Below are 24,955 nucleotides of genomic sequence, written 5' to 3'. Positions count from 1 at the left end.
CGAGTGAGGTCGCTGCGGGTGCTGCCCGCACGACCTCGGAGTGAGGAGTGCAGTGGCAGGTAAGGCCCGCGTACACGAGCTTGCAAAAGAGCTCGGGGTCGAAAGCAAGACCGTTCTCGCCAAGTTGAAGGAAATGGGCGAGTTCGTGAAGTCCGCGTCGAGCACCGTCGAGGCGCCGGTCGCCCGGCGGCTGCGCAGCGCCTTCGTCGCCTCCGGCGGCGCCGGCGCTCCGACGGCTGCGCCGTCGGCCGCGCCAGCTCCGGCGGCACCGACCCCGTCCTCGCCGACCCCCGGCGAGCCCCGGATCACCGCCAAGCCGACGCCGCCGCGGCGTCCGGCGGCGCCCGGGCCCAAGCCGAAGGCCCCGGTGCCCGGTCCGCCGCCCGCGGCGGCCCCGGTCGCCAAGCCGGCGAGTGCTCATGACATCGAGGTGGCCGCCGCGGAGGCGCGCGCGGCCGCGCTGAAGGCGGAGCAGGAGGCTGCGGTCAAGGCCGCCCAGGCCGCCCGCCAGCAGCAGCGCGACAACGTCCGCCGGGAGCCCCCGGCGGAAGGGGGCGCCCGTCCGGGTCCCCGTCCCGGCCCCAGCAACATGCCGCCGCGTCCGGGTTCCCCGGCCGCCGGTCGCACTGGCGGCCCGACCCCCGGCCCGGGTGGCCGGCAGGGCCGTCCGCCGGCGCGGGGTGCCGGTAACAACCCCTTCGGCATCCAGGGCAGCCAGCAGCAGCGTCCGCCGGCCGCCGGTGCCGGTGGACCTCGTCCCAGCCCGTCCTCGATGCCGCCGCGGCCGAGCCCGGCCTCCATGCCGCCTCGGCCCAGCCCGGCCTCCATGCCGAGCCAGCGGCCCGGTCGTCCGGGTGGTCCCGGTGCCGGTCGTCCCGGTGGTGGCGGCGGTGCCGGTCGTCCCGGTGGTGGCGGCGGTGCCGGTGGCGGCTACCGCGGCGGTCCCGGTGGTGGCGGCGGTGCCGGTGGCGGTGGCTACCGCGGTGGCCCCGGTGGTGGCGGCGGTGGCGGTGGCTACCGTGGCGGCCCCGGCGGTGGTGCCGGTGCCGGTGGCGGTTTCCGCCCGGGTGCGCCGGCCGGTGGCGGTGGGCGTCCGGGTGGCGGCGGCCGTGGCCGTGGCGGCGGCGCCGCCGGTGCCTTCGGGCGTCCGGGTGGCAAGCCGACCCGTGGTCGCAAGTCCAAGAAGCAGCGCAGACAGGAGTTCGACAACCTGTCGGCTCCGACCATGAGCTCGGGTGCTCCCCGGGGTCAGGGGCAGACGGTCCGGCTCTCCCGGGGCGCCTCGCTGTCGGACTTCGCCGACAAGATCAACGCCAACCCGGGTTCGCTGGTCCAGGAGATGTTCAACCTGGGCGAGATGGTCACCGCGACCCAGTCCTGCTCTGACGACACCCTGCTGCTGCTGGGTGAGCACCTCGGCTTCAACGTGCAGATCGTCAGCCCGGAGGACGAGGATCGCGAGCTGCTCGCGCAGTTCAACATCGACCTCGACGCCGAGGTCGCGGAGGACCGCCTGGTCAGCCGTGCGCCGGTGGTGACCGTCATGGGTCACGTCGACCACGGTAAGACCAAGCTGCTCGACGCGATCCGTAAGGCGAACGTGGTGGCCGGCGAGGCCGGTGGCATCACCCAGCACATCGGCGCCTACCAGGTCCACGTCCCGCACGAGGGCGAGGACCGGGCGGTCACCTTCATCGACACCCCGGGTCACGAGGCGTTCACCGCCATGCGTGCCCGTGGTGCCCAGGTCACGGACATCGTGATCCTGGTGGTGGCGGCCGACGACGGCGTGATGCCGCAGACCATCGAGGCGCTCAACCACGCCAAGGCGGCGGAAGTGCCGATCGTGGTCGCGGTCAACAAGGTCGACAAGCCGGAGGCCAACCCGGACAAGGTCCGCCAGCAGCTGACCGAGTACGGCCTGGTCGCCGAGGAGTACGGCGGCGACACCATGTTCGTCAACGTGGCCGCGAAGCCCGGCATCGGCATCGAGGAACTCCTCGAAGCGGTGCTGCTCACCGCCGACGCGTCGCTGGAGCTGACCGCTCCGATCGACGGGCCAGCGCAGGGTGTGGCCATCGAGGCGCACCTGGACAAGGGCCGTGGTGCGGTGGCTACCGTGCTGGTGCAGAAGGGCACCCTGCGGGCGGGCGACTCGATCGTCGCCGGTGGGGCGCACGGCCGGGTCCGGGCGATGCTCGACGAGAACGGCAACCAGCTCACCGAGGCCGGTCCGGCGCGTCCGGTCATGGTTCTCGGCCTGACCGCGGTGCCGGGTGCGGGCGACACCTTCCTGGCTGCGGCGGACGACCGTACGGTGCGGCAGATCGCCGAGCAGCGCCAGGCGCGGCGGCGGGCGGCGTCCTTCGCCAACTCCCGTGGCCGGGCCACCCTCGAGACGCTCATGGAGCAGCTCAAGGAGGGCGAGAAGACCTCGCTCAACCTCATCCTCAAGGGTGACGTCTCCGGTTCGGTGGAGGCCCTGGAGGACGCGCTGTTCAACCTCGACATCCCCGAGGAGGTCCAGCTCAAGGTCCTCGACCGGGGCGTCGGCGCGATCACGGAGAGCAATGTCATGCTCGCCAGCGCCTCGTCCGAGCCGGTCACGATCATCGGCTTCAACGTGCGGGCCTCGAACAAGGTCCGCGAGATGGCCGACCGCGAGGGCGTGGAGATCCGGTACTACACCGTCATCTACCAGGCCATCGAGGAGATCGAGGCGGCGCTCAAGGGCCTGCTCAAGCCGGAGTACGAGGAGGTCGAGCTGGGCACCGCGGAGATCCGCGACGTCTTCCGCTCGTCCAAGATCGGCAACATCTCCGGTTGCATCGTCCGGTCGGGTGTCATCCGGCGCAACGCGAAGGCGCGCCTGCTGCGCGACGGCGCGGTCGTGGCGGACAACCTCACGATCAGCTCGCTCAAGCGGTTCAAGGACGACGCGACCGAGGTCCGCGAGGGCTTCGAGTGCGGTCTGACTCTGGGTGGTTACAACAACGTCCAGGTCGGCGACGTGATCGAGACCTTCGAGATGCGGGAGAAGGTTCGCGCCTGATCCTGCGGTGACGCACTGATCAAGGGGTTTACGCCGGGCGGCGTAAACCCCTTGATCATGTGGGGTGGGATGCGGGTAGTGTCCGCAGACGATGTATACCGCTACCGCAGTATTCGACCTGCTGCTGCCGGGGGACTCCCGGTCGCTGAAGGCCAAGAGATCCTACGTACGGCCGATCGTGGCGGCGCTGCGCCGCTTCGAGGTCTCGGCCGCCGAGGTGGGCGCGCTCGACCTGCACGGGCGAGCGGAGATAGGGGTGGCCGTGGTGGCCGCCGAGCCGGCCCACGCCCGTGAGGTGCTCGACTCCTGCGAACGGCTGGTGGCCGGTCGGCCGGAGATCGAACTGCTGTCGGTGCGTCGCCGACTACACGGCGAGGAGGACTGACCGTCAGTGGTCCGGGCCGTCGGCCGCCCGCGCGGGCCCGGGTGCCCCGCGGGTAGGGTTCGAGGTGTTAAGGGCCGACCCGGGCCCGGTGACGTAGGCGTCAACCGGCCCGGTCGGTAGCGGCACGCCGTGGAGGTGGCGAGATGACGGATCCGGCCAAGGTACGCCGGCACGCGGAGCGGGTGCGTGAACTGGTCGCGTCGGTGGTGCGGAGCCAGATCAAGGACCCCCGGCTCGGGATGATCACCATCACGGACGCCCGGATCACGGCCGATCTCCGCGATGCCACGGTCTTCTACACCGTGCTCGGCGACGCGGCTGCCCAGGCCGGCACCGCCGCCGCCCTGGACAGCGCCAAGGGCATGCTGCGCAGCACGGTCGGCAAGGCCCTGGGTCTGCGCCACTCGCCGACTCTGACCTTCGTCCTGGACAACGTGCAGGATCAGGTCAAGCACATCGACGACCTGCTGGCGGCGGCCCGTAACGCCGACGCCGAGGTGCAGCGCCTGGCGGCGCGGGCCGAGTACGCCGGTGACGCCCAGCCGTACCGCCTGGAGGACGACGAGGACGACGAGGACTCCGGCGAGCCCGAGGCCGGCGACGTCGACGAGGCCCGGGGCGGGGACCGGCGGTGACCGCCCCGACCGGCGGCGCCACGACCGAGACGGCCGCGCCGCCGGGACCGGCCGGGGTCGGCGGTTCGGCCCCGTACCGGCCGGCTTCCGCCGGTGCGGTCCTGGCGGCTTCGGCGGTCGGTACGGCCTCGACCGGCCCGGTGGAGGCCGACTGGGCGGCGGCGGTGGCGGCCGTGCGGCAGTTGCCCCCCGATGGTCGGGTGCTGCTGATCTGCCACATCAACCCGGACGGCGACGCGCTGGGCAGCATGCTCGGCTTCGGGCTAGGGCTGCGTCAGCTAGGGGTGGGGCTGCTCCAGGCGACCTTTCCCGGCCCGCTGGAGATACCGGAGCCGTTGCTAGGGCTGCCCGGTCAGGAGCTGCTGGTGCCGGCGACGGAGGCCGACCCGGAGCCGGATCTGGTCATCTGCTTCGACGCGGCCAGTGAGTCCCGGCTGGGCGAGCTGGCCGGTCGGCTGACCGGCCCGGGCACCGCCCTGGTCCTCGACCATCACGCCTCGAACCCGGGCTTCGGTGATGTCAACCTGATCGACCCGGGCGCCGCGGCGACCTCCGTGGTCGCGGAGGAGTTGCTGGCCCGGCTCGGGGTCTCCCTGGATCCCGGCATCGCCGAGTGTCTGTACGTGGCGTTGAGCACGGACACCGGCTCCTTCCGGTTCGAGGCGACGACCGTGGCGGTGCACGAGATGGCGGCCCGCCTGTTGGCCACCGGCATCCGTCCCGGCGAGATCTCCCGGCGGATCTTCGACAACCGCCCCTTCGGCGCGGTGCGTCTCTTCGGTGAGGTGCTGGGCCGGGCCCGGTTGGAGCCTGCCGCCGCCGGCGGCCACGGCCTGGTCTGGACCTACGCCACCCTGGACGACCTGGCGCGACACGACCAGCGACCGTACGTGTTGGAAGCCCTGATCGATCCGGTCCGGTGCACCGCGGAGGCGGACGTCAGCTGTGTGGTCAAGCAGACCGGGGTGGCCGAGTGGGCGGTGTCCCTGCGCAGCAAGGGGGCGATCGACGTGAGTCGGGTGGCCCTGGCGCTGGGTGGCGGCGGCCATCGCCTCGCCGCCGGCTTCACCGGACGGGGAACGGTCGACGAGGTGATCGCGCGTATCCGGACGGAACTGGACGTACCAGATGGGGAGGGTCGTATTAATCGGCAAGGGTGATATCCGGGTCGATATCAGGGGGTGTTGACCTTTCCGTACCTGGACGGGATCGGGAGAATCGGATGATGGAGCAGCCCCGCGACCTCACCCTAGAGGCCCCTCGAACCTGGGAGCGCCCGGTCGTCAGTGTGCCGGTGCTCGTCGCTCTCTCCCTGGTCGGTGGTCGTTTTCCGTCCTTCTCGACGGAGGCAAATCTCTATGTGTTCGGGGCCGGCGGGATGCTGATCTGGCTCGGGATGTCGAATCGGGTGCCGCGTCGACCGGCTCCGCAGCGGCTGAACTCGGGTGCCCTCTGGTGGACCCTGCCGGTGCTGGTGTTCGGCGTCTTCGAGGGTGCGACCTTCTTCTCGGCGGCCGGTGACGACTTCCCCACCTTCTCCCGGCTGGCGGACCCGCTGCTGGAGGACCGGCTGGTGCGGTCCGCCGGCTGGCTGGTGTGGCTGTCGGCCTTCTGGGGTTTGGTGCGGCGATGATGCGGGCCCTGGCGATCGGTGGATTCCTGGTCGGGCTGGCGCTGTTCGGCCTGGTCGAGTGGCTGGCCCGCCGGGAGGGATCGCGGATTCCGACCCTCGGCGAGGTCTGCGCGTACGTGATGCGCTACGAGGTGGGCCCGGTCCCGGTCGGGCGGATCGGGTTGTTCGGCTTCTGGTGGTGGGTGGGCTGGCATTTCCTGGCGCGGTGATCGGGTTCGATCGGTCCAGATGTCGGGAACCGTGGGCGACATGTGGACCTGAACGATAACTTGGGTATCGGCCGACGCCGTTATGGCGCAGGTCAGGATGGCGGAGCCATACCCTGCGCCGCTTTCCTCCAGGGTCGACCGACCCGGGCCGTAAAGGTCGTCCACCCGCCGCTCCGGCGACCCCGGAGCCTGGGCTGGGCGCCGTCAGCGACATCGCCCGTGACGCGCCGCCGTGCTCGGCGACGCGCGCCCTGGAAGGGACTCACCATGGCCGCCAAGCCCAAGCCCGAGACCACCGACGAGGCCCGCGAGCAGGCCCGCCGCGCCCTGCAGACCTCCATGGACACCCGTCAGTGAACGTACCCGACCGGCGGTGACGCCGAGACCGCCTGGCACGTACGGCGTCACCGTCCGGTAGTTCCACCGCTCCACCACCGCCCGCCATGGTGTGACGTGACCGCCATTGGTAAGCAGCACACTTCTCTTGTCTCCTTACACCTCGCGTGCCAGTATCGGCGGCGATGAGCCAGCCCACCCCGACCGTCGACCGGGTCGCCTCGCCCCGCCGGATCGCCGCGCTAGCCCTGCCGGCCCTCGTGGTGCTGGCCGCCGAGCCGCTCTACGTCCTGGTGGACACCGCCGTCGTCGGGCATCTGGGTCAGGTTCCGTTGGCGGCGGTCGCCGTCGGCGGCACCGTGATGACCCTCACCGCCTGGGTGGGCACGGTCGTCGCGTACGGCACCACCGGGCGCGCCGCCCGCCGCTTCGGTTCCGGGGACCGGGCCGCCGCGGTGGCCGAGGGGGTGCAGGCCTCCTGGCTGGCCCTGGCCCTTGGGGTGCTGGTCGCCATCGGGATGCAGGTCGGGGGCCCGGCGCTGACCGGTGCCCTGGCCGGCGGGGGAGAGGTCGGCAGGGCCGCCGGTGAGTGGCTGCGCATCGCCTCCCTCGGGGCCCCCGGGCTGCTGCTGGCCGCCGCCGGCAACGGCTGGCTGCGCGGTGTGCAGGACACCCGTCGGCCGTTGTGGTTCGTGGTCGGGCCCAACCTGCTCTCGGCGGTGCTCTGCCCGGTGCTGGTCTATCCGGTGGGGATGGGCCTGAACGGTTCCGCGGTGGCGAACGTGATCGCGCAGACCCTCTCCGGGGTCCTGTTCGCCGGGGCCCTGGTGGCCGAGCGGGTGGCCCTGCGCCCGCACCTGCGGGTCATCGGCCAGCAACTGGTCCTCAGCCGGGACCTGTTGATCCGTGGGGTGGCCTTCCAGGCCAGCTTCCTGTCCGCGACGGCGGTCGCCGCCCGGTTCGGCGCCGCCGCGGTCGGTGCTCACCAGATCGCGGTACAACTCTGGTTCTTCGCGGCCCTGGTGCTCGACGCGCTGGCCATCGCCGCGCAGGCCCTGGTCGGTGCCGCCCTGGGGGCCGGCGACGATCAGGCGGCCCGCGCCCTGGCCAAGCGGATCGGTCGGTTCGGTGCGGTGTGCGGGGCGGCGTTCGCCGTGCTGGCCGCAGCCGGGGCGGGGGTGGTGCCGACCTGGTTCAGCGCCGAGCCGGCGGTACACGAGCAGGCCCTGGTGGCCTGGCCCTGGTTCGTCGTCATGCTGCCCCTGGCCGGGGTGGTGTTCGCCCTGGACGGGGTCCTGATCGGTGCCGGTGACATTCGGTATCTGCGTAATCTGACCGTGGTCGGCGCCCTCGGCGGATTCCTCCCCGCGATCTGGCTCTCCCACGCCTTCACCCTCGGCCTCGGCGGCATCTGGGCGGGTCTGCTGCTGTTCACCGTGATCCGGCTGATCGGCCTGGTGCTGCGCCTGCGCAGCGGAGCCTGGGCGGTCACCGGGGCGGTCCGCACCGAATCCCGGGCGACACCCGCCGCCTGATCCCGGCCGGAACAGGGTCAGATCTGGGCGTAGAGGGCGTAGAGCAGCGACACCAGGGCCATCACCACGATCCAGGAGACGACCATGGCGACCATCTTGAAGGTGGTCGGGTAGCGCTGGTAGAGGCGGTCCCGGTCCTGCCAGGCCCACCAGCGGCGGCGCAGCCGGCCCACGCCGGGCAGGGCGGCGAACGCCTGGGCGACCCGCACCCCCAGGGTGCGCCTGGGAGGTGGCGGATCGAGCATCCAGGCGGGCAGGGTGCTCGCCGGTCGGGGCGTACGCAGGCGGATAGTCTCATCGGGCCGCTCGGTGGATGTGCCGCCGGTGGTCATTTCGGTCTCCCCGTGGTCGGCGGCACCGGATCGGCCGACGCCGCTGTGAGTTCATCGTCACAGTCGTGTTCCACGCCGTAAATCCGGTTTCGGCGGCCGGTCGTCCGCTGCCGGGCCCGCCGGGTCGATCTGGCAGGCTTGCACGTCGTGAGCACAGACGGTCTGATCGTGGTGGACAAGCCGGGCGGCATGACGTCGCATGATGTGGTGGCGCGCATCCGCCGATTCGCGCGTACCCGCCGGGTGGGCCACGGCGGCACCCTGGATCCGATGGCCACCGGGGTGCTGGTGATCGGGGTGGGTCGGGCCACCCGCCTGCTGACCTACGTGATCGGCGCCGACAAGACCTACGCCGCCACCATCCGGTTGGGCCAGTCCACCGTCACGGACGACGCGGAGGGCGAGGTGATCGCCACCGCATCCGCCGGTGCGCTGACCGACGAGGCGATCCATGCCGCCCTGGCCGCCTTGACCGGCGAGATCGACCAGGTGCCGAGCGCGGTCAGCGCCGTCAAGATCAACGGGCAGCGGGCGTACAAGCGGGTCCGGGACGGCGAGACCGTCGACCTGCCGGCCCGGCGGGTCACCGTGTCCCGGCTGGAGGTGCTGGCCATCCGCCGGGACCAGCCCGAGGTGGTGGACGTAGACGTGGAGGTGGCCTGCTCGACCGGCACCTACATCCGGGCGATCGCCCGGGACGCCGGCCTGGCGCTGGGGGTCGGCGGACATCTCACCGCCCTGCGGCGTACCGCCGTGGGGGGTTTCACCCTGGCCGAGGCCGCCACCCTGGATGAGCTGGAACAACGCGCCCCCGAGGTGGTCGACCTTCCGCTGGCGGCCGCCGCCGCCCGGTTCTTCACCACCCGGGTGGCCAGCCCGGAGGAGGCGAAGGTGCTCTCCCACGGCGGCCCGCTCGACCCGATCGGCCACCTCGGGCCGTACGCGGTCTTCGATCCGGCCGGCCAGTTGATCGCTATCGTCAGCGAGCGGGCCGGCCGGGCCCGCGCGGAGATCGTGCTCGCCCCGGCGTGACGGCGGCCGACACCCGAGTGGAAGACCTGGCAGTACCGGCTACAGGAAGGACGAGCATGCAGCGGTGGCGGGGGTACGACGCGGCGCCGGGGGGTTGGGGACGTTCGGTGGTCACCATCGGGGTCTTCGACGGCGTGCACAAGGGCCACCAGGCCACCATCGGGCACGCGGTGGCGCGCGCCCGGGAGTGGGGAGTGCAGTCCGTCGTGGTCACCTTCGACCCGCATCCGGCCGAGGTGGTGCGGCCGGGTTCCCATCCGGCGGTGCTCACCGAGCCGGCCCGCAAGGCGGAGCTGATCGAGGCCCTCGGTGTCGATGTGCTCTGTGTGGTGCCGTTCACCTCCGAGTTCTCCCGGCTGCCGGCGGAGGCCTTCGTCCACGACGTGCTGGTCGAGCACCTGCACGCCGCCCTGGTGGTGGTGGGGGACAACTTCCGGTTCGGGCACCGGGCCGCCGGGGACGTGGCGCTGTTGGAGCAGTTGGGGCGTACCTTCGGCTTCGCCGTCGAGGGGGCACCCCTGGTGGCCGAGGCCGGCACGGTCTTCTCCTCGACGTACATCCGCTCCTGCGTGGATGCCGGTGACGTGACCGCGGCGGCCAGCGCCCTGGGGCGTCCGCACCGGCTGGAGGGGGTCGTGGTCCGGGGTGACCAGCGCGGCCGGGAGTTGGGCTTCCCGACCGCCAACCTGCTCTGCCACCGCTACGCCGCGATCCCGGCCGACGGCATCTACGCCGCCCGGCTGATCCGTCGGGGTCAGCGTGAGCCGCTGGGCGCGGCCGTCTCGATCGGCACCAACCCGACCTTCGCCGGCCGGGAACGCCGGGTCGAGGCGTACGCGCTGGATTTCGACGGCGACCTGTACGGCGAGCGACTGGCCCTGGATTTCGTGGCCCACCTGCGGGGACAGGTCCGCTTCGACGGCGTCGAGCCACTGGTGGCCCAGATCGCCCAGGACGTCGAACGGACCCGCCGGGCGCTGGCCTGACGGCCTCATTCGGGCGATGGTCACGAGGTGCTGGTAGGCTGACGAAGACGTCGGCTGACCGACGTGGGTCCTCGCATGTCTGCTCGACGCCGCGGATGCGAGGACGTCCGGTAGCGATGCCCAGCCTGCAGAGATTCAGCCTGGCTCGCACGGACACCATCGACAACCCACTGAAACAGGGAGAACATGGCGCTCGACCAGCAGGCAAAGGCCAAGATCCGCGAGGAGTACGCGACCGTCGAGGGCGACACCGGTTCGCCGGAGGTGCAGGTCGCGGTCCTCACCAAGCGGATCGCTGACCTCACCGAGCACCTGAAGGTGCACAAGCACGACCACCACAGCCGCCGTGGGCTGCTGCTGCTGGTCGGCCGCCGCCGTCGGCTGCTCAACTACGTGCAGAAGAAGGACATCAACCGCTACCGGTCGCTCATCGAGCGGCTCGGCCTGCGCCGGTGACGTGAGACGGGGGAGTGGCCACCGGGCCGCTCCCCCGTCGGCGTAACCACCTCGAGACACGGGCTGCGAGCACCCAGACAGGGGAGCCGTCGGCGTACCGGTCTCCGGTAGTGGCCTCCGGGTGTCTCCGGCTTTCGCCGGTGGTCCCGGGCGCTTCGATCGAAGACCGGCCGTCGGTACAGCTCCCGCTCGTGGCCCCCGATGCGAAGGAGCATTGCCGCACCATGACCGAGACCAAACTCGGCACCGAATCCCGCACCGCCGTGATCGACAACGGGTCCTTCGGCACCCGTGAGATCACCTTCTCCACCGGCCGGCTGGCCCGTCAGGCCGCCGGCTCCGTCGTCGCCCAGCTCGGCGAGACGGTCGTGCTGTCCGCCACCACCGCCGGCAAGCAGCCGAAGGAGCAGTTCGACTTCTTCCCGCTGACCGTCGACGTCGAGGAGCGGATGTACGCCGCGGGCCGGATCCCCGGCTCGTTCTTCCGCCGGGAGGGCCGTCCCAGCGAGGACGCCATCCTCACCTGCCGCCTGATCGACCGGCCGCTGCGCCCGTCGTTCGTCAAGGGCCTGCGTAACGAGGTCCAGGTCGTCGAGACCATCCTCGCGCTCGACCCGCAGCACCCGTACGACGTGGTGGCGATCAACGCCGCCTCGATGTCGACCAAGCTGTCCGGCCTGCCGTTCTCCGGCCCGATCGGGGCCACCCGGATGGCGCACGTCGACGGCCAGTGGGTCGCCTTCCCGACCCACGACGAGCTCAGCCGGGCCACCTTCGACATGGTGGTTGCCGGTCGGGCCCTGGCCGACGGCGACGTCGCGATCATGATGGTCGAGGCCGAGGCCACCGAGCACACCGTCAAGCTGGTCGCCGACGGCGCCCCGGCCCCGACCGAGGAGGTCGTGGCCAGCGGCCTGGAGGCCGCCAAGCCGGCCATCCGTGAGCTGTGCCGGGCGCAGAGCGAGCTGGCCGAGGTCGCCGCCAAGCCGGTCGCCGAGTTCCCCGTGTTCCTGGACTACCAGAACGACGCGTACGACGCGGTCGCCGAGTTCGCTCGCGGCGATGTCGCCGAGGCTCTCCAGATCGCCGGCAAGGCGGATCGCGAGGAGGCCCTGGACGCGGTCAAGTCCCGCCTGGTGGAGGAGCTCGGCCCGCGCTTCGAGGGTCGGGAGAAGGAGCTGTCGGCTGCCTTCCGCTCGCTGACCAAGTCCGAGGTGCGCAACCGGGTGCTGCGGGAGCAGGTCCGCATCGACGGGCGTGGCCCGCGCGACATCCGGCCGCTGAACGCCGAGGTCGGGGTGCTGCCCCGGGTGCACGGCTCGGCGCTGTTCGAGCGCGGCGAGACCCAGATCCTGGGCGTCACCACCCTCAACATGCTGCGCATGGAGCAGGCCCTGGACACCCTCTCCCCGGAGAAGTCCAAGCGCTACATGCACAACTACAACTTCCCGCCGTACTCCACCGGTGAGACCGGCCGGGTCGGTTCGCCGAAGCGCCGCGAGATCGGCCACGGCGCCCTCGCGGAGCGGGCCCTGATCCCGGTGCTGCCCTCGCGCGAGGAGTTCCCGTACGCCATCCGGCAGGTCTCCGAGGCCCTGGGCTCCAACGGCTCCACCTCGATGGGCTCGGTCTGCGCCTCGACCCTGGGCCTGCTCAGCGCCGGTGTGCCGCTGAAGGCCCCGGTGGCCGGCATCGCCATGGGCCTCATCTCCGACGAGGTCGACGGCAAGACCCAGTACGTGACGCTGACCGACATCCTCGGTGCCGAGGACGCCTTCGGCGACATGGACTTCAAGGTCGCCGGCACCCGGGACTTCGTGACCGCCCTGCAGCTCGACACCAAGCTCGACGGCATCCCGTCCGACGTGCTGGCCGCCGCGCTCCAGCAGGCCCACGAGGCCCGGCAGACCATCCTCGACGTGATGCAGCGGGCCATCGAGTCCCCGGCCGAGATGTCCGACTACGCGCCGCGGGTCACCACGGTGAAGATCCCGGTCGACAAGATCGGCATGGTGATCGGCCCGAAGGGTCAGACCATCAACGCCATCCAGGACGAGACCGGCGCCGAGATCTCCATCGAGGACGACGGCACGATCTACGTCGGTGCCACCAACGGCCCCTCGGCCCAGGCGGCGGTCGAGCGGATCAACGCGATCGCCAACCCGACCATGCCGAAGGCCGGGGACCGGTTCCTCGGCACCGTGGTCAAGACGGCCCCCTTCGGCGCGTTCATCTCGCTGCTGCCGGGTCGTGACGGCCTGCTGCACATCTCCAAGGTGGGCGACGGCAAGCGGGTCGAGAAGGTCGAGGACTTCCTCAACGTCGGCGACCGGGTCGAGGTCGAGATCGCCGACATCGACCAGCGGGGCAAGATCTACCTGGACAAGGTCCGTCCCGAGGGTGCTGAGGCACCGGCTCCCGCCGAGGCGGGCGGCGAGCGGCCGGCCGGCCGTGGTGACCGGGGTGACCGTGCCCCGCGTGACCGGGGTGACCGCGAGCGCGGCGGTGACCGGGGCGGCCGTGGCCCGGAGCGGGGCGAGGGCGGAGAGGGCGGCGAAGGCGGCGACTCCCGGCCGCGTCGGCGTACCCGGCACAGCTGATCTTCGACCAACCGCAGTGAATCGCTGACCGGCCGGGCGACCATGTCGCCCGGCCGGTTCGTCACCGTCAACCCCCTCGTCGCACCGGAAGCAGGTTGCCGTGAGTCGTACCCGGCGAACGTCTCTGTCCGTGACTCGCCCGCCGGCGACGCCACCCGGCCCCGGCCGGCAGGCAGTCGGTACCGTGCGGTCCGCCGGCGGCGCCACCCGGGCCGTCACCCGCACCCTCAGTGAGGACCCCTTGGGGGGTACGGTGCGCCGCACCGTGCTGCCCAGCGGGCTGCGGGTACTGACCGAGGCCATCCCGGCGATGCGCAGCGTCTCCTTCGGCATCTGGGTCGCGGTCGGTTCCCGGGACGAGACCGGGTCCACGGCCGGTGCCGCGCACTTCCTGGAGCACCTGCTGTTCAAGGGCACCCACAAGCGGGGTGCGATGGAGATCTCCTCCTCGATCGAGGCGGTGGGCGGCGAGACCAACGCCTTCACCACGAAGGAGTACACCTGCTACTACGCCCGGGTGCTCGACGAGGATCTGCCGCTGGCCATCGACGTGATGTGTGACCTGGTAGCCGACTCGGTGCTGGAACCGGCCGACGTGGAGACCGAGCGGGGCGTGATCCTCGAGGAGATCGCCATGCACGACGACGAGCCCGGCGACGAGGTGCACGACCTGTTCGCCCGGGCCGTCTACGGCGACCATCCCCTGGGCCGGCTGATCTCCGGTACCTCGGACACGGTCACCCCGATGACCCGCCGCCAGATCCAGACCTTCTACCGGCGCCGGTACGTCGCCCCGCAGATCGTCATCGCCGCCGCCGGCAACCTCGACCACGCCGCCGTGGTCCGGCTGGTCCGGCAGGCGCTGCGCGGCACCCCCCTGGACACCGACCCGGCCCCGCCCGCGCCGCACCGCCCGGCCAGCCCGGCGGTACGCACCCGGTCCGCCCGTACGGTGGTGGAGGTCAAGGAGACCGAGCAGGCGCACATCGTGCTCGGCTGCCCGGCCATCGACCGGCTGGACGATCGGCGTTTCGCGCTGGGTGTGCTCAACAACGTGCTCGGCGGCGGCATGTCCAGCCGGCTGTTCCAGGAGATCCGGGAGCAGCGGGGGCTGGCCTACTCGGTCTACTCCTACGCCAGCCAGTACGCCGACAGTGGGGTGTTCGGCGTCTACGCCGGGTGTGCCCCCGGCCGGGTGGACGAGGTGCTGGCGCTGACCCGGGCCGAGTTGGCGCGTACCGCCGCCCACGGCATCACCGAGGCCGAACTGGCCCGGGGCAAGGGGATGAGCAAGGGGGCCTTCGTGCTGGGGCTGGAGGACACCGGCTCGCGGATGAGTCGGCTGGCCAAGGGCGAACTGCTCTACGGCAACCTGATGCCGGTGAACGAACTGCTCGACCGGGTGGACGCGGTCACCCTGGAGGACGTCAACACCCTCGCCGCCGACCTGCTGGCCCGACCGATGTCCCTGGCAGTCGTCGGCCCCTTCGCCGACCGCGACTTCCCCGCCTGACCCCTCGGCTGTCCGGCTGTCCGGCGGGGTGATCGCCGCATCACGCCGGATCTCCCGCCTCTGCGGCTGGCGGCGGACCTGTTGGGATAGGTTGTGCCGCGTGACTGACGAGCGGGAAAAGGCCGGGCTGATCCGGGTCGGCGTACTGGGTGCGCGGGGTCGGATGGGCGCCGAGGTGTGCAAGGCCGTCGAGGCCGCTACCGATACGACGCTGGTGGCGGCGGTCGACCAGGGCGACGAACTGTCCACGGTGGCCCAGGCCGGGGCGCAGGTGGTCGTCGACTTCACCACCCCCGGCGCGGTCATGGACAACCTGCGCTGGTGCATCGAGCAGGGCATCCACGCGGTGGTCGGCACCACCGGCTTCACCGAGCAGCGCCTCGACCAGGTGCGCGACTGGTTGGCCGGCAAGCCCGGGGTGGGTGTGGTGATCGCCCCGAACTTCGGCATCGGCGCCGTACTGATGATGCAGTTCGCGGCCCGCGCCGCCCGGCACTTCGAGTCCGTGGAGATCATCGAGCAGCATCATCCGCGCAAGCTCGACGCCCCCAGCGGCACGGCCACCCACACCGCCCGTCTGATCGCCGCGGCCCGCGCCGAGGCCGGGCTGGGCCCGGTGCCGGACGCCACCGCCGACGAGGTGGCCGGTGCCCGGGGCGCCGACATCGACGGGGTACGGGTGCACGCCGTCCGCGCCACCGGGCTGCTGGCCCACCAGGAGGTGCTGTTCGGCACCGCCGGTGAGACGCTGACCATCCGGCACGACTCGTACGACCGGGTGTCCTTCATGCCCGGGGTGCTGGTCGCGGTCCGCGCGGTCGGCGACCGCCCCGGCCTGACCCTCGGCCTGGACCCCCTGCTCGACTGACCGCCCCCCGGGGGGCCTAGGTGCGGGTCAGCCCGCGTCGGTCGGCTCGGTGGGGAGGGCCACGTGCAGGCGGAGTTGGGGGACCAGCATGTCGTCCACGTCCAGTGCGCGGCCCGCACCGTCCGGTTGCCACCCGGCGGCGGTGAGGAACTTGCGGGAGGCCTGATCGCCTTCGAAGACCCAGGCCAGCGCCGTGGTGAAGCCGGACTCCCGCCACAGGTCGACACTGGCGGCCAGCAGCCGGCTGCCGTGCCCCCGACGGCCCCACCGGGGCTCCACCAGCAGGTCGGTCACCGCGACCACCTCCGGGCCGAGGGCCTCGGCGGGCTCGTTCGGGGCCAACGCCTCGGCGTCCACCGGACCGGAGGCGGCGAAGCCCACCAGATACGATTGCTCGGCCTGTTCGACCGCGACCAGGACCCGGTGGTGTTCGCTGGGCGGGCGGCGTACCGCAGCCTCCCAGCGTTGGGCGAGCAACCCCTCGTCGAGCTCGGCCAGCACATGCCGGGGCAGCAGTCGCCGATAGGCGACCCGCCAGGTGGCGAGCTGGATGCGTGCGATCTCGCCGGCGTCCTCGGGACGCGCCGGGCGGACAAACCCGAGAGCCATGGGACGACAGCCTACGCAGGGTGAGGGAGGCGACGGTGGCGCAGGGTGCCAGGCGGACGGTCGGACAGATCGTCTTCGTGGTCGTACTCGCCGTCGCGGTGGCCGCCTTCCTGTCCGTGGCGGCGGCCCGGCACGGCTTCTTCGACCTTCAGGTCTACCGGGGGGCACTCATCTGGTGGGCCCGCGAGGGCGGGGAACTCTACGACCACCTGCGCCCCGGCACCCAGTACGGCTTCACCTACCCGCCGTTCGCGGCGCTGCTGATGCTGCCGATGGCGTACCTGCCCTGGCACGCGGCGATCGTGGTGAGCGTGGCCGCCGGGGTGGCTACCAGCGCGGTGTTGATCTGGTGGCTGCTGGACCCGGTGTCCCGGCGGGCCGGGTGGACCCGCTGGTTCGCCTTCGCGGTGGCGTTCTGCCTGGCCGCCGCCTTCGAACCGATGCGCGAGACCATCAACTTCGGCCAGGTCAACACCCTGCTGCTGTTCCTGGTGGCGGTGGACCTGATGCGGCTGCTGCCGGGCGGCAGCCGGTGGGCCGGCATCGGCATCGGCCTGGCCACCGCGATCAAGCTAACCCCGGGCATCTTCATCGTGTACCTGCTGGTGACCGGTCGCATCCGGGCCGCGGTAACCGCCGTGGCCGCCGCTACCGGGGCCACCGTGCTGGCCGCGGCACTGTTCCCGGACGCCTCCCGGGAGTTCTGGACCACCGCGCTGTGGAACACCGGTCGGGTCGGTGAGCTGGCGTTCGTCTCCAACCAGTCGCTCCGCGGTGTGGTGGCCCGACTGGACCCGACCAACCCCAGCACCCTGGCCTGGCTGGGCCTGGTGGCCGTGACCGTGGCGCTGTGGGTGTGGCGGTCCCGTGCCGCCGTACGCGCCGGGAACGAGACCGCCGGGCTGGCCCTGACCGGCGCGGTGATGTGCCTGGTCAGCCCGGTCACCTGGGTACACCACCTGGTCTGGCTGCTGCCGGGTCTGCTGCTGCTGGTCGAGGGGGCCGTCGCCGCGCCGTCGGGCAGCCGCCGACGCCGTGGCCTGCTGGCCGCCGCGATCGTCGGGTACGGCTTCCTGATCAGTCGGATCGTCTGGGCCTGGGAGAAGGACTTCACCGGGTTGGACGGGTTCGTGTTCAGCAACACCTATGTCTGGATCAGCCTGGCGTTGCTGGCCTTCCTGCCGGTACGCCGGCCGGGCTGGGCCGACGAGCCACCGGCCTCAGCGGTCGAGTCGTCCGGCGTACCGCAGCTCGACCAGGTGCAGCGGCGCACGCCCGCCGGACAGTGGCACCGGATAGGTCGACCGCTCACCGTCCGGTGACAGCCCGGCCCGCTGATAGAACCGGCGGGCCCGGTGGTTGTCCGCCAACACCCAGATCCGGTACTCGGCCAGGCCCCGCTCGCGCAGACCGGCCTGAGCCGCCGCCAGCAGGGCGGGTGCCGTGCCGTCACCCCAGTGCTCCGGCACCACGTACATCGCCACCACCTCGCCGTAGGCCGGGTCGAGGTCGCCCCGGTCCTGATTGTTGCGGTACGGGCCGAAGGTGGTGAATCCGGCCAGCGTGCCGTCGATCTCGGCCAGCAGGGTGGTGAAGGGGTGCTCCGGATCGGCGGTACCCAGATCCCGGCGCCGTTGGGCCCAGGCCACCGGGTTGAGCCGAGCCAGCACCTCGTCCGGCATGATCCCGGCGTACCCGGCCCGCCACCCGCTGATGTGCACCCGGGCGATCGCCTCGGCGTCGGCGGCCTGTTCACGACGGATGGTCGGCATGACTGCCGTTCTACGCGGCCGACGACGGCAGGTCCAGCGTGGCACACCTGTGTCGTACCGCTGGCGTAGCCTGCCCGCGATGGCCATCAAGGAATCGCTCTCCCTCACCCAGGCTCGGCGGATCGCGCTGGCCGCCCAGGGGTTCGCCGACCCCGCGCCCACCGGGGCCCCCACCCGTCGTCACCTGCGTCGGGTGCTCGACCGGGTCGGCCTGATCCAGATGGATTCGGTCAACGTGCTGCAACGGGCGCACTACCTGCCGCTCTACAGCCGGATCGGGCCCTACCCGACCTCGCTGCTCGAATCGGCCGCCTACCGCAGCCCTCGTGAGCTGTTCGAGTACTGGGGGCATGAGGCGTCGCTGGTGCCGGTCGGCCTGCATTCCGTGTTTCGCTGGCGGATGGCCCGGGCCAAGGCCGAGGCATGGGGTGGCATGCGCCACATCGCTGCGGAGCAGCCTGATCTGGTGGCCTGGGTCCGCGACGAGGTGGCCGCCCGAGGGCCGCTGACCGCGGCCGAGATCGAGCACGACGCACCCCGGGCGACCGGCAACTGGGGGTGGAACTGGTCGGCGGTCAAGCAGGCCCTGGAGTTCCTCTTCTGGGCCGGTGAGGTCTGCGCCGCCGAGCGCACCACCTCCTTCGCCCGCCGCTACGACCTGCCCGAACGGGTGCTGCCGGCCGAGGTGCTGGCCGCCCCGACGCCTACGGACGGCGAGGCGTACCGCACCCTGGTCGGCATCGCCGCCCGGTCGCTGGGGGTGGCGGCGGAGCCGGAGCTGCGCGACTACTTCCGGCTGCCGGTGGCCGGAGCCCGACAGGCCATCGCCGAGCTGGTCGAGGCGGGGGAGCTGCAACCGGTCACGGTGCAGGGCTGGCGGCACCCGGCCTGGCTGCACCACCAGGCCCGGCTACCCCGGTGGGTACGCGGCAACACCCTGGTCAGCCCGTTCGACCCGCTGGTCTGGGAACGGGGCCGCACCGAGCGGCTGTTCGACTTCAGCTACCGCATCGAGATCTACGTGCCGGCGGCCAAGCGGCTGTACGGCTACTACGTGCTGCCCTTCCGGCAGGGGGAACGCTTCACCGCCCGGGTCGACCTCAAGGCCGACCGCAAGGCCGGGGTGCTGCTGGTGCCGGCGGCCTGGGCGGAGCCGGGGGCCGACCCCGGGGAGACCGCGGTGGCGCTGGCCGCCGAGCTGTACCGCCTGGCCGGCTGGCTGGGACTGGACGCGGTGGCGCCGCCGGCCGCCGGAGACCTGGCCGCCCCGCTGGCCGCAGCCCTGGTGGGCCTGTCCGGTGTACGGTGAGGCTCGTGACGAGCGTTGACCGATCGCCCGCCCAGCCGCACCCGTCGAGCGGGGAACCGACCTCCCCCGGCACACCGACCGAAGCCGTGCCGACCGAGGCCGGGGCGGCTGTTGGCGGGCAGACCCTTGGCGCGCCCGGGGGTGCCGGGCCGGTTGCCGGGATGCCAGGCGGGATGCCGGCGGGTGAGGTGGGTCCGGGCGGATGGCCGGCGGGTCATCCGGGCGGCTATCCGGTGGTCGAGTCGGATCGACTGACCCGGTTCGTGGCGCGGATGTACGAGCGCACCCCCCGTTGGGTGGTGCCCTTGGCCGCGCTCGGCTGCGTCGGCGCCGGCATCGGTTACACCCTGCTCAGTGACCCCACCCGGTCGGCGCCGGACGCCCTGCCGAGCTGCCTGCTCAAGATGACCACCGGGCTGGACTGTCCTGGCTGCGGCGGCACCCGTGCCCTGTGGTACGTGCTGCACGCCGACCTGCCGGCTGCCGCCCGGCACCACTTCCTCTTCGTCTTCGCGTTGCCGTTCCTGGCGTACTTCTTCATCGCCTGGGCCGGCCGGCAGGCGTTCGGCTGGCGGCTACCCGAGCTGCGGGTGGGCCCGAAACTGGTGGGTGGCTTCCTGGCCGCCTGGATGGCCTTCTCGGTGGCCCGCAACCTCCCCTGGCCCCCCTTCACCGCCCTCTACGTCTAGCCCCACCCTCGCGCGCCCCCTCCCCACGCCCCCCTCTCTCTGCTCGCCGATCTTGCACTTTCTGTCGGGACAGAAGTGGTCAAGGGGTGTATTTCGGCGACCAAAAGTGCAAGATCGACGGGGCTGTCAGCGGGGTGGCGCGGGGGAGTCAGCGGGGTGAGGGTGGGGTGTGTGCGGTGGGGGTGCAGGGGTGGGGAGGGTGGGGGTGGGGTTAGAGTCGCGGCATGCCGGAGATGGTGCAACCCCAGGTCAGGTTGATCGCGTGGACTCATTTCGAGCCACCGCAGGATGTGCCGTGGTCGACGGACGCCGACGGGGGGCAGGCGCTCGCGGAGTTCGCCGGGCGGGCCTGTTACCAGAGCTGGAAGAAGCCGAACCCGGCCACCGCCACCAACGCCGGTTACCTGGCACACATTCTGGAGGTCGGGCACCTCTCCGTGCTGGAGCACGGTTCGGTCAGCTTCTACTTCACCGGGGTGTCCCGGTCCTTCACCCATGAGCTGATCCGGCACCGGCACTTCTCGTACTCGCAGCTGTCCCAGCGGTACGTCCCGGAGCGGGACGCGGCGATGGTCGAGCCGCGGGTGATCGCCGAGGACCCCGAGCTGCACAAGCGCTTCGTGGAGGCCGCAGAGGCCAGCGTGCGGGCCTACAACGAGCTGTTGGAGGGGCTGGAGCGGCACTTCGTCGACGAGCCCAACCCGACGCTGCGGCGCAAGCAGGCCCGTCAGGCGGCCCGTGCGGTGCTGCCGAACGCCACCGAGACCCGCATCGTGGTCAGCGGCAACTACCGCGCCTGGCGGCACTTCATCGCGATGCGGGCCACCGAGCACGCCGATGTGGAGATCCGCGAGCTGGCGGTGGAGTGCCTGCGGCAGTTGCAGGGGGTCGCCCCGAACGTCTTCGCCGACTTCGTCATCTCGACCCTGCCCGACGGTACCGAGGTCGCGGCGAGCCCGCTCGCCGAACAGTCCTGAGCGGTGGGGCTGCCCCGCCCGGCGAGCATGCCACCCTTCCCCGGCAGCCCTCCCTCCGCTGTCCGATAGGTTGTCACCATGACGCACGACCACGTTGACGCCCCGGCACGGGCGGTGTCCCGCCCCTTCGGTCGGCTGATCACAGCCATGGTGACCCCGTTCACCGCTGAGGGTGTGCTCGACCTGGACGGCGCCGCACGGCTGGCGAACCATCTCGTCGTGGAGCAGCGCAACGACGCGCTGGTGATCAACGGCACCACCGGTGAGTCGCCGACCACGACGGACGCCGAGAAGGAACAGCTGATCCGGACCGTGGTGGAAGCCGTCGGGGACCGGGCGCGGGTGCTGGCCGGGGTGGGCACCAACGACACCCGGCACACCATCGAGCTGGCCGCCTCGGCGGAGAAGGCCGGTGCCCACGGACTGCTGGTGGTCACCCCGTACTACAACAAGCCGCCCCAGGCCGGGTTGCTGCGACACTTCACCGCGGTGGCGGACGCCACCGGCCTGCCGGTGATGTTGTACGACATTCCGCACCGCTCCGGGGTGCCGATCGAGACCGAGACCCTGGTCCGGCTCGCCGAGCACGGCCGGATCGTCGCGGTGAAGGACGCCAAGGGTGACCTGACCGCCACCAGTTGGGTGACCAGCCGGACGGATCTGGCGTACTACAGTGGTGAGGACTCCCTGACGCTGCCCGCGTTGGCCGTCGGCTCGGTCGGCGTGGTCGGCACCTCCACGCACTTCACCGGCGCGGAGACCAAGCGGATGATCGAGGCGTACGACGCGGGCGACACCTCCACCGCCTTGGCTCTGCACCACAGGTTGCTGCCGCTGTTCACCGGAATCTTCCGTACTCAGGGCACGATTCTGGTCAAGGCCGGTCTGAACGTCCAGGGCCTGCCGGCAGGCCCGGTCCGGTCGCCGTTGGTGACGGCGACCGAGGACCAGGTGGCCCAGTTGCGCGCCGACTGCGCGGCAGCGGGCCTACCACTTCCCGAATGATCAAACGAATGCACGGACGCCGGGTGACGGCGCCGCAGAATGAGGTGAGCGCGTGACCGAGGCGCACAACGAGGAGGCTCAACTTCCCCCGCCGCTGCCGGAGGGCGGATTGCGGATCATCCCGCTCGGTGGGCTCGGCGCCATCGGTCGGAACATGACCGTCTTCGAGTACGACGGGAAGTTGCTGGTCGTCGACTGTGGGGTGCTCTTTCCCGATGTGGAGCAGCCCGGGGTCGACCTGATCCTGCCGGACTTCGGGCCCATCCTCGACCGGCTCGACGACATCCAGGCGATCGTGCTGACCCACGGCCACGAGGACCACATCGGCGCCGTGCCGTACCTACTGGCCCACAAGTCCGACATCCCGCTGGTCGGCTCGCAGTTCACCCTGGCCCTGGTCGAGGCGAAGCTGGCCGAGCGGCGGATCCAGCCGTACACCTTGACCGTCCGGGAGGGCGGCCGGGAACGGCTCGGCCCGTTCGAGTGTGAGTTCTTCGCGGTCAACCACTCCATCCCGGACGCTCTGGCGGTGGCCATCCGCACCCCGGCCGGGCTGGTGCTGCACACCGGCGACTTCAAGATGGACCAGCTTCCGCTGGACGGCCGGATCACCGACCTGGCCGGTTTCGCGCGGCTCGGCGCTGAGGGCGTGGACCTGCTGCTGTCGGACTCCACGAACGCGGAGATCCCCGGCTTCGTCACCCCGGAGCGGGAGATCGGCCCGGTCCTGGACTCGATTTTCGCGAAGGCGCGGGGCCGGATCATCGTGGCCTCCTTCGCCTCGCATGTGCACCGGGTGCAGCAGGTCTTCGACTCGGCGCTCGAGCATGGCCGCAAGGTGGCCCTGATCGGCCGGTCGATGGTGCGCAACATGGGCATCGCCCGCGACCTGGGCCTGCTGAACATCCCCGCCGGCCTGGTGGTCGGCCTGGACGAGGCGACCTCCATGCCGCCGGAGCAGATCGTGCTGATGTCCACCGGCTCGCAGGGGGAGCCGATGAGCGCCCTGGGCCGGATGGCCAGCGGTGATCACCGGCACATCACCATCGCCCCCGGGGACACCGTGGTGCTGGCCTCCTCGCTGGTGCCCGGCAACGAGACCTCGGTCTACCGGGTGATCAACCGCCTGGCCCGGGCCGGTGCGGTCGTGGTGCACAAGGACGTGGCCAAGGTGCACGTCTCCGGGCACGCCCCGGCCGGTGAGCTGCTCTACCTGCTCAATGTCGTACGCCCGAGCAATCTGATGCCGGTGCACGGCGAGTGGCGGCACCTGCGGGCGCACGCCCGACTGGGCATCGAGTCCGGGGTGGCCCCGGACCGGGTGGTGCTCTGCGAGGACGGCGACGTGGTCGACCTGGTGGAGGGCCGGGCCAGCCTGGTCGGCCGGGTCAAGAGCCGGTACGTCTACGTCGACGGCCTGGCCGTCGGCGACGTCAGCGAGTCCCTGCTCACCGAGCGGCGCATCCTGGGCGACGGCGGGTTCATCGCGGCCACCGTGGTGGTCGACTCGGTCACCGGCAAGGTGGTCGCCGGTCCCACCGTCTCCGCCAAGGGCTTCTCGGAGGACGCCGCGGCGTTCAACGCGGTGATCCCGCTGGTGACCGAGGCCCTGAACCGGGCCGCGGCGGACGGGATCACCGATCCCCACCAGCTCCAGCAGATCGTCCGTCGGACGGTGGGCCGCTGGGTCAACGACGCCTACCGGCGCCGACCGATGATCGTGCCCACCGTCGTCGAGGTCTGAACCGTTCAGAGCTCGGAGCCGTACTCCGACCCGGCAGGCGTGCCCGCGCCTGCCGGGAGGAGCGTGGCGGATGGACCGCAGGAGATGGACAGCCCTCGGTGTCGTGGTGGCGGCGGTGGGCGCGGCGGCGGCGGTGACGCTGCCGTCCTTCGCCGGTGAGGGTGGCACGGCACCCAGTGCCTCTACCGCGCCGACGGTGCCGGGTGCCGACCCGGAACTGGTCGAGGCGATGGGTCGTGACCTGGGGCTGAACCAGTCCCAGGTGGCGGCCCGACTCAAGACGGAACGCTGGGCCGGCGGGGTGGTCGAGCAGCTTCGGGCCGAACTCGGCACCGACTACGGGGGCAGTTGGCTCAGCGCCGACGGCGGCCAGTTGAACGTGGCGGTGGCCGACCCGGCCGAAGCGGCACGGGTCCGGGCCACCGGGGCGGTGCCGAAGGTGGTCGAGCGTGGGGTCGGGCAGCTCGACGCGCTCAAGACCAGGATGGACCGCAACGCCGCCCACGCCCAGCAGGTCTCCGGCTGGTACGTCGACGTGGCCTCGAACAGTCTGGTGGTGCTGGCCCAGCCGGGTGCCGAGGCGGCCGGCTGGCGGTTCGTCGCCCGCGCCGGGGTGGCCCGCCAGGCGGTCCGGATGGCCACCGAGGAGCAGCCGCGCCTCTTCGCCGATGTCCGGGGCGGGGAGCCGTTCTTCGTCGGCGCGGGACGCTGCTCGGTCGGGTTCGCGGTGGTCGGCGGCTACGTCACCGCCGGACACTGTGGCCGGGTCGGTGCCCGCACCTCCGGGCCGGACGGGGAGTTGCAGGGGGTCTTCCGGTCCTCCTCCTTCCCCGGCGACGACTGGGCCTTCGTGCAGGTGAACAGCAACACCAGGGTGTTGCCGGAGGTCACCGACTTCCGGGGCGGCATCGCCCGGGTCGCCGGCTCCCGGGAGGTGGCCGTCGGCTCGTCGATCTGCCGTTCCGGCTCCACCACCGGGGTGCGCTGCGGCACCGTGCAGGCCCGCAACGCCACCGTCCGCTACCCGGAGGGGCTGGTCAGCGGGCTGGTCCGGACCAATGTCTGCGCCGAACCGGGTGACTCCGGCGGCTCGTGGATCTCGGGCAACCAGGCCCAGGGGGTCACCTCCGGCGGTTCGGGTGACTGCGTACGCGGCGGCACCACCTTCTACCAGCCGGTCAACGAGATCCTGCAACGCAACAACCTGACCCTGCTCACCACGCAGAACTTCCGCACCCTGGGCGGCCGGCGCTGATCGGCCGGGCCCGGCCGGCCGCG

At 71.8% G+C, this 24,955-nt stretch carries 23 protein-coding genes; 20 read left to right on the top strand and 3 right to left on the bottom strand.

All coding sequences use genetic code 11. From position 1 onward, the window contains the following. Positions 1-52 precede the first annotated feature (52 nt). The 7 genes from infB (at position 53) to ACGFIK_RS01245 (ending at position 7,785) form a co-directional block, all read left to right on the top strand. A complete protein-coding gene (infB, locus tag ACGFIK_RS01275; protein ID WP_327022189.1) occupies positions 53-3,052 on the top strand; it encodes a translation initiation factor IF-2 in 3,000 nt (999 codons plus the stop codon). A gap of 91 nt (positions 3,053-3,143) precedes the next feature. Beyond that, positions 3,144-3,437, top strand: coding sequence for a DUF503 domain-containing protein (locus ACGFIK_RS01270; RefSeq protein ID WP_327022188.1), 294 nt, complete (start codon positions 3,144-3,146; stop codon positions 3,435-3,437). A 143-nt stretch (positions 3,438-3,580) separates the two neighbouring features. Then, complete coding sequence (gene rbfA / locus ACGFIK_RS01265) at positions 3,581-4,072, top strand: 30S ribosome-binding factor RbfA (protein WP_327022187.1); 492 nt, start codon at positions 3,581-3,583, stop codon at positions 4,070-4,072. A 101-nt stretch (positions 4,073-4,173) separates the two neighbouring features. Next, a complete protein-coding gene (locus tag ACGFIK_RS01260; RefSeq protein WP_327027224.1) occupies positions 4,174-5,232 on the top strand; it encodes a bifunctional oligoribonuclease/PAP phosphatase NrnA in 1,059 nt (352 codons plus the stop codon). A 65-nt stretch (positions 5,233-5,297) separates the two neighbouring features. After that, positions 5,298-5,705 (top strand): hypothetical protein, encoded by a 408-nt coding sequence (locus ACGFIK_RS01255; protein ID WP_327027223.1) that lies wholly within the window; start codon positions 5,298-5,300, stop codon positions 5,703-5,705. After that, positions 5,705-5,914 (top strand): DUF6186 family protein, encoded by a 210-nt coding sequence (locus tag ACGFIK_RS01250; protein WP_181445169.1) that lies wholly within the window; start codon positions 5,705-5,707, stop codon positions 5,912-5,914. The genes ACGFIK_RS01255 and ACGFIK_RS01250 overlap by 1 nt, the downstream gene beginning before the upstream one ends. A 521-nt stretch (positions 5,915-6,435) precedes the next feature. Beyond that, on the top strand, positions 6,436-7,785 hold the full coding sequence (locus ACGFIK_RS01245) for an MATE family efflux transporter (RefSeq protein ID WP_327022185.1): 1,350 nt from the start codon (positions 6,436-6,438) through the stop codon (positions 7,783-7,785). A 17-nt stretch (positions 7,786-7,802) separates the two neighbouring features. On the opposite strand, the gene ACGFIK_RS01240 is transcribed toward ACGFIK_RS01245, so the two are convergent. Next, a complete protein-coding gene (locus ACGFIK_RS01240; protein ID WP_327022184.1) occupies positions 7,803-8,117 on the bottom strand; it encodes a hypothetical protein in 315 nt (104 codons plus the stop codon). 147 nt (positions 8,118-8,264) lie between these two features. Between ACGFIK_RS01240 and truB the strand changes: the two genes are divergently transcribed. From truB to dapB, 6 genes are all read left to right on the top strand, one after another. Next, positions 8,265-9,149, top strand: coding sequence for a tRNA pseudouridine(55) synthase TruB (gene truB / locus ACGFIK_RS01235; protein ID WP_393337122.1), 885 nt, complete (start codon positions 8,265-8,267; stop codon positions 9,147-9,149). 56 nt (positions 9,150-9,205) lie between these two features. Beyond that, the gene (locus ACGFIK_RS01230) at positions 9,206-10,135 is read left to right on the top strand and encodes a bifunctional riboflavin kinase/FAD synthetase (protein WP_327022183.1); all 930 of its coding nucleotides are present in this window, start codon (positions 9,206-9,208) and stop codon (positions 10,133-10,135) included. Between the two features lie 186 nt (positions 10,136-10,321). Beyond that, complete coding sequence (gene rpsO / locus ACGFIK_RS01225; RefSeq protein WP_137782330.1) at positions 10,322-10,591, top strand: 30S ribosomal protein S15; 270 nt, start codon at positions 10,322-10,324, stop codon at positions 10,589-10,591. 224 nt (positions 10,592-10,815) lie between these two features. Beyond that, the gene (locus ACGFIK_RS01220) at positions 10,816-13,191 is read left to right on the top strand and encodes a polyribonucleotide nucleotidyltransferase (protein WP_327022182.1); all 2,376 of its coding nucleotides are present in this window, start codon (positions 10,816-10,818) and stop codon (positions 13,189-13,191) included. A 130-nt stretch (positions 13,192-13,321) separates the two neighbouring features. Then, positions 13,322-14,704, top strand: a complete 1,383-nt coding sequence (locus ACGFIK_RS01215) for a M16 family metallopeptidase (protein WP_393337117.1) — start codon at positions 13,322-13,324, stop codon at positions 14,702-14,704. 100 nt (positions 14,705-14,804) lie between these two features. Beyond that, positions 14,805-15,572 (top strand): 4-hydroxy-tetrahydrodipicolinate reductase, encoded by a 768-nt coding sequence (gene dapB / locus ACGFIK_RS01210; protein WP_327022180.1) that lies wholly within the window; start codon positions 14,805-14,807, stop codon positions 15,570-15,572. Between the two features lie 27 nt (positions 15,573-15,599). Here dapB and ACGFIK_RS01205 read toward each other — a convergent pair whose 3' ends face one another. Beyond that, the gene (locus ACGFIK_RS01205; protein WP_327022179.1) at positions 15,600-16,181 is read right to left on the bottom strand and encodes a GNAT family N-acetyltransferase; all 582 of its coding nucleotides are present in this window, start codon (positions 16,179-16,181) and stop codon (positions 15,600-15,602) included. Between the two features lie 35 nt (positions 16,182-16,216). Between ACGFIK_RS01205 and ACGFIK_RS01200 the strand changes: the two genes are divergently transcribed. After that, positions 16,217-17,503, top strand: a complete 1,287-nt coding sequence (locus ACGFIK_RS01200) for a glycosyltransferase family 87 protein (RefSeq protein WP_327027220.1) — start codon at positions 16,217-16,219, stop codon at positions 17,501-17,503. On the opposite strand, the gene ACGFIK_RS01195 is transcribed toward ACGFIK_RS01200, so the two are convergent. Next, entirely contained in the window at positions 17,402-17,953 is a 552-nt protein-coding gene (locus ACGFIK_RS01195; RefSeq protein WP_327022178.1) for a GNAT family N-acetyltransferase, read from the bottom strand. The genes ACGFIK_RS01200 and ACGFIK_RS01195 overlap by 102 nt on opposite strands. Positions 17,954-18,032: 79 nt before the next feature. Between ACGFIK_RS01195 and ACGFIK_RS01190 the strand changes: the two genes are divergently transcribed. The 6 genes from ACGFIK_RS01190 (at position 18,033) to ACGFIK_RS01165 (ending at position 24,932) form a co-directional block, all read left to right on the top strand. Further along, on the top strand, positions 18,033-19,262 hold the full coding sequence (locus tag ACGFIK_RS01190) for a DNA glycosylase AlkZ-like family protein (protein ID WP_327022177.1): 1,230 nt from the start codon (positions 18,033-18,035) through the stop codon (positions 19,260-19,262). Between the two features lie 161 nt (positions 19,263-19,423). Next, entirely contained in the window at positions 19,424-19,951 is a 528-nt protein-coding gene (locus ACGFIK_RS01185; protein ID WP_393337657.1) for a DUF2752 domain-containing protein, read from the top strand. A 233-nt stretch (positions 19,952-20,184) separates the two neighbouring features. Then, entirely contained in the window at positions 20,185-20,928 is a 744-nt protein-coding gene (gene thyX / locus ACGFIK_RS01180; RefSeq protein ID WP_327027218.1) for an FAD-dependent thymidylate synthase, read from the top strand. A 78-nt stretch (positions 20,929-21,006) separates the two neighbouring features. Beyond that, the gene (dapA, locus tag ACGFIK_RS01175; RefSeq protein WP_327022176.1) at positions 21,007-21,933 is read left to right on the top strand and encodes a 4-hydroxy-tetrahydrodipicolinate synthase; all 927 of its coding nucleotides are present in this window, start codon (positions 21,007-21,009) and stop codon (positions 21,931-21,933) included. Positions 21,934-21,985: 52 nt separating this feature from the next. Then, positions 21,986-23,677 (top strand): ribonuclease J, encoded by a 1,692-nt coding sequence (locus ACGFIK_RS01170; protein WP_327022175.1) that lies wholly within the window; start codon positions 21,986-21,988, stop codon positions 23,675-23,677. 70 nt (positions 23,678-23,747) lie between these two features. Next, complete coding sequence (locus ACGFIK_RS01165; protein ID WP_327022174.1) at positions 23,748-24,932, top strand: S1 family peptidase; 1,185 nt, start codon at positions 23,748-23,750, stop codon at positions 24,930-24,932. Positions 24,933-24,955: the final 23 nt, after the last annotated feature.

This window comes from Micromonospora sp. NPDC048871, from assembly GCF_043198155.1.
Lineage (GTDB): Bacteria > Actinomycetota > Actinomycetes > Mycobacteriales > Micromonosporaceae > Micromonospora.
This window is presented reverse-complemented; position numbering and strand designations above follow the sequence as displayed.

What these genes read in the sequence shown, in the direction of transcription:
- ACGFIK_RS01255 (WP_327027223.1), top strand. Translation starts at nt 5,298, where the DNA reads ATGGAGCAGCCCCGCGACCTCACCCTAGAGGCCCCTCGAACCTGGGAG.
- ACGFIK_RS01195 (WP_327022178.1), bottom strand. Translation starts at nt 17,953, where the DNA reads ATGCCGACCATCCGTCGTGAACAGGCCGCCGACGCCGAGGCGATCGCC.
- ACGFIK_RS01220 (WP_327022182.1), top strand. Translation starts at nt 10,816, where the DNA reads ATGACCGAGACCAAACTCGGCACCGAATCCCGCACCGCCGTGATCGAC.
- ACGFIK_RS01245 (WP_327022185.1), top strand. Translation starts at nt 6,436, where the DNA reads ATGAGCCAGCCCACCCCGACCGTCGACCGGGTCGCCTCGCCCCGCCGG.
- dapA (WP_327022176.1), top strand. Translation starts at nt 21,007, where the DNA reads ATGACGCACGACCACGTTGACGCCCCGGCACGGGCGGTGTCCCGCCCC.
- ACGFIK_RS01185 (WP_393337657.1), top strand. Translation starts at nt 19,424, where the DNA reads ATGCCAGGCGGGATGCCGGCGGGTGAGGTGGGTCCGGGCGGATGGCCG.
- thyX (WP_327027218.1), top strand. Translation starts at nt 20,185, where the DNA reads ATGGTGCAACCCCAGGTCAGGTTGATCGCGTGGACTCATTTCGAGCCA.
- ACGFIK_RS01230 (WP_327022183.1), top strand. Translation starts at nt 9,206, where the DNA reads ATGCAGCGGTGGCGGGGGTACGACGCGGCGCCGGGGGGTTGGGGACGT.
- ACGFIK_RS01250 (WP_181445169.1), top strand. Translation starts at nt 5,705, where the DNA reads ATGCGGGCCCTGGCGATCGGTGGATTCCTGGTCGGGCTGGCGCTGTTC.
- ACGFIK_RS01165 (WP_327022174.1), top strand. Translation starts at nt 23,748, where the DNA reads ATGGACCGCAGGAGATGGACAGCCCTCGGTGTCGTGGTGGCGGCGGTG.
- rbfA (WP_327022187.1), top strand. Translation starts at nt 3,581, where the DNA reads ATGACGGATCCGGCCAAGGTACGCCGGCACGCGGAGCGGGTGCGTGAA.
- ACGFIK_RS01205 (WP_327022179.1), bottom strand. Translation starts at nt 16,181, where the DNA reads ATGGCTCTCGGGTTTGTCCGCCCGGCGCGTCCCGAGGACGCCGGCGAG.
- ACGFIK_RS01190 (WP_327022177.1), top strand. Translation starts at nt 18,033, where the DNA reads ATGGCCATCAAGGAATCGCTCTCCCTCACCCAGGCTCGGCGGATCGCG.
- ACGFIK_RS01240 (WP_327022184.1), bottom strand. Translation starts at nt 8,117, where the DNA reads ATGACCACCGGCGGCACATCCACCGAGCGGCCCGATGAGACTATCCGC.
- rpsO (WP_137782330.1), top strand. Translation starts at nt 10,322, where the DNA reads ATGGCGCTCGACCAGCAGGCAAAGGCCAAGATCCGCGAGGAGTACGCG.
- ACGFIK_RS01270 (WP_327022188.1), top strand. Translation starts at nt 3,144, where the DNA reads ATGTATACCGCTACCGCAGTATTCGACCTGCTGCTGCCGGGGGACTCC.